Source organism: Vreelandella neptunia (assembly GCF_022489065.1).
GTDB classification, from domain to species: domain Bacteria; phylum Pseudomonadota; class Gammaproteobacteria; order Pseudomonadales; family Halomonadaceae; genus Vreelandella; species Vreelandella neptunia_A.
The window spans coordinates 1-5,849 of the sequence record NZ_JAKVTW010000038.1 but is presented as its reverse complement, the minus strand read 5'-3'; the positions used below and the strand labels follow the sequence as shown (position 1 = coordinate 5,849).

Sequence of the window (5,849 nt, the reverse complement as noted above, 5' to 3'; positions counted from 1 at the left end):
GTTTTCACTTCCAAGCTGAACAGATCATTGCTGTGCAACATTCCCACTCTGGTTATCTATGCAGTATTCCCCCTCGTGCTTTGGTGACAATGACAAGGCACCGCCTCTATCTATGCAACATCCCCCCTACTGTCCGACGCCAAGCGAAAATTTTCTTTGTGTGCAGTATTCCCACCGGGCCAGCTTTGGGTCACCTGGCCCCACCCCCTTCGAGACCTGTATTACGCAGGAATGAGAGAGGTAATTGATCACGAGCACAGCGATTCACACCAAGATTGGCCTAACATGCGACATTTCTAAATAACCGTTCAAAATGACGGTGTACTGCCCTGAGGTCACTGATATAGCACAAGTGATAACATGTCACCGGTTGAGTATGAAAGGCGTTACTTTAAGAGCCGAACTGGTATATAGAATATCCGGGGCTCTTCACATGTACAGTTGTGGTTAGTGGGAATGAAACTGTTCGCTATCGGCTGAATTGTTGCGCTTGGCAAGAAATAGCCATTCGCCGATGAGCAGCACGGCCATCAATCCGGCGGCAACGATAAGTACCAGTGGATCTGAAGTGGCTTTTACCCAAACAAAGCCACTCAATACGAGGACATCTAGCAGAATGGCAATGCTTGGAATAACCGCGTTAGCGCCCACACTTTTCCTGAGATGGCGCAGCACTCCCCAATGGATAGCGATATCCATGATCAAGTAAAAAATAATGCCGAGCGCCGCGATACGGCTAAGATCAAAAAACGCAGTCAAGATTAAGCCAAACACAATGGTGTACACCAACGTGTGCTTTTGCAGGCTACCTGGCATATGGAAGTGGCGGTGTGGAACCAATTTCATTTCAGTCAGCATGGCTAGCATGCGTGATACGGCGAAAACACTGGCGATGATCCCGCCTGCTGTGGCTAGCATGGCTAAAACAACGGTAAAGCCAACGGCAGCTTCACCAAGTGCGGGCCGAGCCGCTGCCGCCAGCGAATAGTCTTGAGTTTCGATAATCTCAGACAAGGAAAGATTGCTGGCCACCGCAAAGCCCACAAGCGCATAGATGACTACACATAGCGCGATGGAGATCATGATGGCCTTGCCCAGGTTGCGCTTTGGGTTTTTCAGCTCCGAGCCACTATTGGTAATGGTCGTAAAACCTTTGAAAGCCAAAATACCTAGCGCCGTCGCGCCCAAGAAGCCTGAGAGGGTTGGGGATGGCGCATCCCCGCCAGTACCCATGTCGATAGAATCTGCAATAAAAACACCGACAACACCAAACACGATGATGCCGCCAATTTTGATGAAGCCCAGCACCGAGGCAACTGTTTCAATCAACTTGTTGGTGGATAAATTGATCAAAAAAGCCGCGAGCAATAAGCCCACACCGAGTAGTGGCACAAACACAGCGCGATCACCCAGGTCAAATAGCTCCAGCGTGTAAGAACCGAAAGTTCTCGCCAAAAAGCTCTGCGCAATCACCATGGAAAAATACATCAATAGCGCATGGAAAGCGGTGGGGAGCGTTGAGCCATACGCTTTTTGCAAATACATGCCAATCCCCCCGGCAGATGGGTAAGTATTGGACATTTTGACGTAAGAGTAAGCGCTGAAAGAGACAATGACCGCGGCAGCCAAAAAGGCTAGGGGAAATAGAGGGCCGGTCATTTCCGCCATCTGTCCAGTTAACGCAAAGATTCCTGCGCCGATCATTACTCCAGTGCCAAGTGCTACGGCACCGATTAGTGAGAGGCTTCCTTCTTCGTAATGTGGCGTTCTATCCTGGTCAGCCATGCAAACACTCCTATGGATTAAGCCTAAGGCGTGCGTGTTCACCGCCTTAGGCCAGTGTGGGATAAGTTCAACACCAAGTGTGGTTGAGTTAGCTGAACGTAACCTGAATATGGTTCAGTCATTTAACTGACCTATATCATGGTTTGGCGTAAGAGTACGGGTCTTACCCCAACAACATCCGCAACGGCATCCACAGTCCCATAGCGATCATCACGAGGTTTTCGGTTAGCGACACAAAACCCAGTGGCACATTGCTGTTGCCGCCGACGCAGGCGCATTTAAGCTCACGCTTGTCGATATAAACGGCTTTAAAGACGGAGACCGCCCCCACCGTACCGACAAATAGTGCCAGTGGTGCTGCAAGCCAAATTAACGCACCAGCTAGCATTAAAATGCCTGCAACTGTCTCGGCGTAGGGGTAAAAATAGCTGTAGGGCACGTAGCGCTGGGCCAAAAGGTCGTAATTCAAAAACATACTGCTGAAACTTTCGACATCCTGCAGCTTCTGCAGGCCCAGCAGCACCATCGCCGTGGCCACGGCATACTCCGGCATGCGTGCAGTAAACAGTGTGTCCTGAGTAGCCCAGCTAATCGCCAAGCCAATCAGCAGCGCAGTAGAAAAAATGGCAATTACCGGCCGATAAGTGGTTTCTTTTGCATTGGGAACGCTCATTCCCAGATGTTTGCGCAGCTCTTCATAGCCACCGATACGTTGGTCACCGATATACACCTGGGGCGTCGTGTCGACGTTTTCCTGTTCTTTGAAAGCATCGATTTCATCGCGAGACGTTAAGGTGTGGTCGTCGACCTTAAAGCCTTTGCGCTTGAGTAGATCAACCGTCTTCAAACCGAACGGGCACATGTGCTCAGCGGTTTTCATCCGGTAAACCCGTGCATAGGCAGTGGGTGTTGACGTTGGCATTGATTTTCCTTCGCTAAGAACATGGTATTTACTAAAAATATAGAACCTTTGTGCTACACACAGGCAAGTATAGCCTACTCATTTATTTTAATAATTCTAGCTACGGTTACGAATAGGTTTCTGCAACGATAGAAATATATGTTAAATAAAAAGGCCAGCATAAAGGCTGGCCCTGTATCTTAAATTAGTGACTATATATTAATAGTCAACATGTAACTCATAGCGGTTATTGTCATTTTCTTTAGTACCTCCCAGTGCATTGCCTGTCACTTCAAGTTGATAATTGCCTGGCTGCAGTTGGCGGACCATTTCAAAATGGCCACGTGGGCTGGATGCTTCTGCTACCTGCTGTCCCGCTGCATTATAAAGCACAGCGGAGATACGGTTTCCAGTGCTGGTTGCGCCTGGAAAGTGCTCGCTTGCCACCTTCAGCGTAGTCGCTTGTTCAATGTTAATATTGAAACGCTTTGATTGGCCCTGGGCAAGCACTTGTGTAGAAGAGACGCCTCTTTCAAGTAGGGGCAGATCCTGGGTTGTATTGCCGAAGTTAGCCAATGCAGGTGTTGAAAGAATGCTGGCTACAAGTGTTCCAAAGATAATTGATTTAACTTTCATGATAATTACTCCAGTGGTTGATGACTTGTTTATATTAGCTGTGGTTTTTGAAACGAAGCTGAATTTAAAAATAAAAAAATAAAAAAAACGCCACCACTTGGTGACGTTAAAAGTTATCCATTACCAGAGTTGTTAGAACATCAGTCTAACACCTGCAACAACTCCAGTATCTTCCGTGTTATCGCCACTGGCACGGGATAGATCCGCTGTATCACCGTACTCTTTCTCCCAATAAGCACCGATATAGGGGGCGAAGCGGCGGGTGACTTCATAGCCTAGCCGCAGGCCAGCACGAACCGAGTTAAGCCCTTCGCCCACGCCAAACTCTTCCACTTCACTGGCGGCCACGGCGATTTCGGTGCGCGGCTGTAGGTAGAGCCGCTGTGTGAGTCGCAGATCGTATTCGCCCTCAAAACTGGCAGCCACGTCGCCATCTTCACTCACTTGCATGGCAACGTCAGTCTCAATGCCATAGGGCATCACACCTTGTAGGCCCACTACGCCATAGGTTCGCTCAGCGTGGTCATCGGAAAAGACGCCACCCTGGTAACCCACGCCGCCCTGTAACTCCCAAAAATCAGCCACTAGGCGACTATAGAGTAGTTCCAGGGATTCAAACTCAGCATCCTCGCCGTCGCCCTGGACATTTTCGCCCTCTGACTTCAGGTAAACACGGTTGATATCACCGCCATACCAGCCTTGAAAGTCCCATACCACGGCGTCTTGGCCTTTGTCGGGAACGGTGTATTCAAGCCGATCGAACAACGCCATGCCCATGTTGTGTTCTACCGTGGGTGCGGGCCAATGATCGGGAGCAGCATAGCCGTCTTCGGCTTGAGCAGTCGTGGCAGCGGCCATGCCGAGGGCGGCGCTGGCGAGGGTTAAGTAGTGCTTGGTTTTCATACTGCCTCCTTAAGAAACCTGAACAACGCGGAACATACCGGCATCCATGTGATAGAGAAGGTGGCAGTGGAACGCCCAGCTACCCTCGGCGTCAGCGGTGATCAGCGCAGACACGCGTTCGCCGGGCTTCACATTCAGGGTGTGTTTGCGCGGAATCAATTCACCCTGGCCGTTTTCCAGCTCCATCCACATGCCGTGGAGGTGGATAGGATGCTCCATCATGGTGTCGTTAATGAGGATAAGACGCAGTCGCTCATCTTTCTCAAAATGGATGGGGCCGGTCACTTCGCTAAACTTCTTACCGTCGAACGACCACATATAACGTTCCATATTGCCGGTCAGGTGCAGCTCAAGCTCACGGCCTGGTTCACGGCGGTCAGGCCATGGCGTGAAGGCTTTTAAATCGCGGTAGACTAAAACACGACGTTCATCAGGGTCGATGCCGATGCCCGCCTGGTCGTAGCGAGAGCCGGGCTGGGCCTCACCGGCAACGAGCAAGCCATTTTCGCCGATTTTCGCCTGTTCACCCGCCATGCCACCCATATTAGAGTGATCCATGCCTTGCATGTTGGACATGCTGGAGTGGTCCATCCCCGCCATGCTGGAATGATCCATTCCCTCCATGTTGGAGTGATCCATGCCTTCCATACCAGCATCGTCACTGCTCATTCCCGGCATATTGGAGTGATCCATACCTTCCATATTTGACATGCCAGAATGATCCATACCACCCATGCCGTGGGCACCCATGGCTTCCATACCGCGGTCGGCAATTTGACGGCGTTCAGGAATCTCCGCCTGCATGCCTTCACGTGGGGCTAGCGTGGCGCGAGCATAGCCGCTGCGATCCATGGCTTCGGCGAAGATGGTGTATGCCCGGTCGTCTTCAGGTGAAACAAGCACATCGTAGGTTTCCGCCACGCCAATGCGGAACTCATCAACAGGGACGGGCTGGACCGGTTGGCCATCGGCGGCCACCACGGTCATCTTCAAGCCAGGTATACGGACATCGAAGTATGACATGGCCGAACCGTTAATCACGCGTAGCCGTACCCGCTCACCGGCCTTGAACAGCGCGTTCCAGTTTTCCTGGGGGGAGTGGCCGTTGAGCAGGTAGGTATAAGTGCTGCCGGTGACATCGGCGATATCCCGCGAGCTCATACGCATTTGGGCCCACATACCGCGCATCTCGGCGGTTTGTGAGAAACCCTTTTCGCGTACATCGGCGAAAAAATCAGCAATCGTGCGCTCTTGGAAGTTGTAATAGCCTTCCATGGTTTTCAGATTACGGAACACCGACATCGGTTCTTCAAAGGTCCAGTCGGTGAGCAGTAACACATGCTCACGGTCGTAACGGATAGGCTCGCGCTCGGCGGCGTCGATAATCAGCGGCCCCGCATGGCCTAGCTGTTCCTGCAGACCTGAGTGGCTGTGGTACCAGTAGGTGCCGTTCTGCCTGACAGGGAAACGATAGGTAAAAGTTTCACCAGGGGCGATACCGGCAAAGCTGACACCAGGCACACCATCCATTTCCGGCGGTAGGATGAGGCCATGCCAATGGATAGAAGTAGGTTCATCAAGCAGGTTAGTGACGCGAAGCACCGCGTCCTGCCCTTCTTGTAAG

General features: G+C 51.4%; 5 protein-coding genes. All 5 read right to left on the bottom strand.

All coding sequences use genetic code 11. The features are described 5' to 3' along the window. Positions 1–447: 447 nt before the first annotated feature. Positions 448–1,785 (bottom strand): APC family permease, encoded by a 1,338-nt coding sequence (locus MLE19_RS22495; protein WP_035556027.1) that lies wholly within the window; start codon positions 1,783–1,785, stop codon positions 448–450. A gap of 163 nt (positions 1,786–1,948) precedes the next feature. Further along, on the bottom strand, positions 1,949–2,707 hold the full coding sequence (locus MLE19_RS22490) for a glutaredoxin (protein ID WP_240720565.1): 759 nt from the start codon (positions 2,705–2,707) through the stop codon (positions 1,949–1,951). 198 nt (positions 2,708–2,905) lie between these two features. Then, positions 2,906–3,322: a hypothetical protein gene (locus MLE19_RS22485; protein ID WP_240720564.1), complete on the bottom strand. Its 417-nt coding sequence runs from the start codon at positions 3,320–3,322 to the stop codon at positions 2,906–2,908. A 132-nt stretch (positions 3,323–3,454) separates the two neighbouring features. Continuing rightward, positions 3,455–4,225, bottom strand: a complete 771-nt coding sequence (locus MLE19_RS22480) for a copper resistance protein B (RefSeq protein WP_240720563.1) — start codon at positions 4,223–4,225, stop codon at positions 3,455–3,457. A gap of 9 nt (positions 4,226–4,234) precedes the next feature. Beyond that, a partial coding sequence (locus MLE19_RS22475) for a copper resistance system multicopper oxidase (RefSeq protein WP_276322542.1) occupies positions 4,235–5,849 on the bottom strand: 1,615 nt, incomplete at its 5' end.

Excerpts from the sequence above, each read along its gene's own strand:
- MLE19_RS22495 (WP_035556027.1), bottom strand. The coding sequence starts at position 1,785 with ATGGCTGACCAGGATAGAACGCCACATTACGAAGAAGGAAGCCTCTCA.
- MLE19_RS22490 (WP_240720565.1), bottom strand. The coding sequence starts at position 2,707 with ATGCCAACGTCAACACCCACTGCCTATGCACGGGTTTACCGGATGAAA.
- MLE19_RS22485 (WP_240720564.1), bottom strand. The coding sequence starts at position 3,322 with ATGAAAGTTAAATCAATTATCTTTGGAACACTTGTAGCCAGCATTCTT.
- MLE19_RS22480 (WP_240720563.1), bottom strand. The coding sequence starts at position 4,225 with ATGAAAACCAAGCACTACTTAACCCTCGCCAGCGCCGCCCTCGGCATG.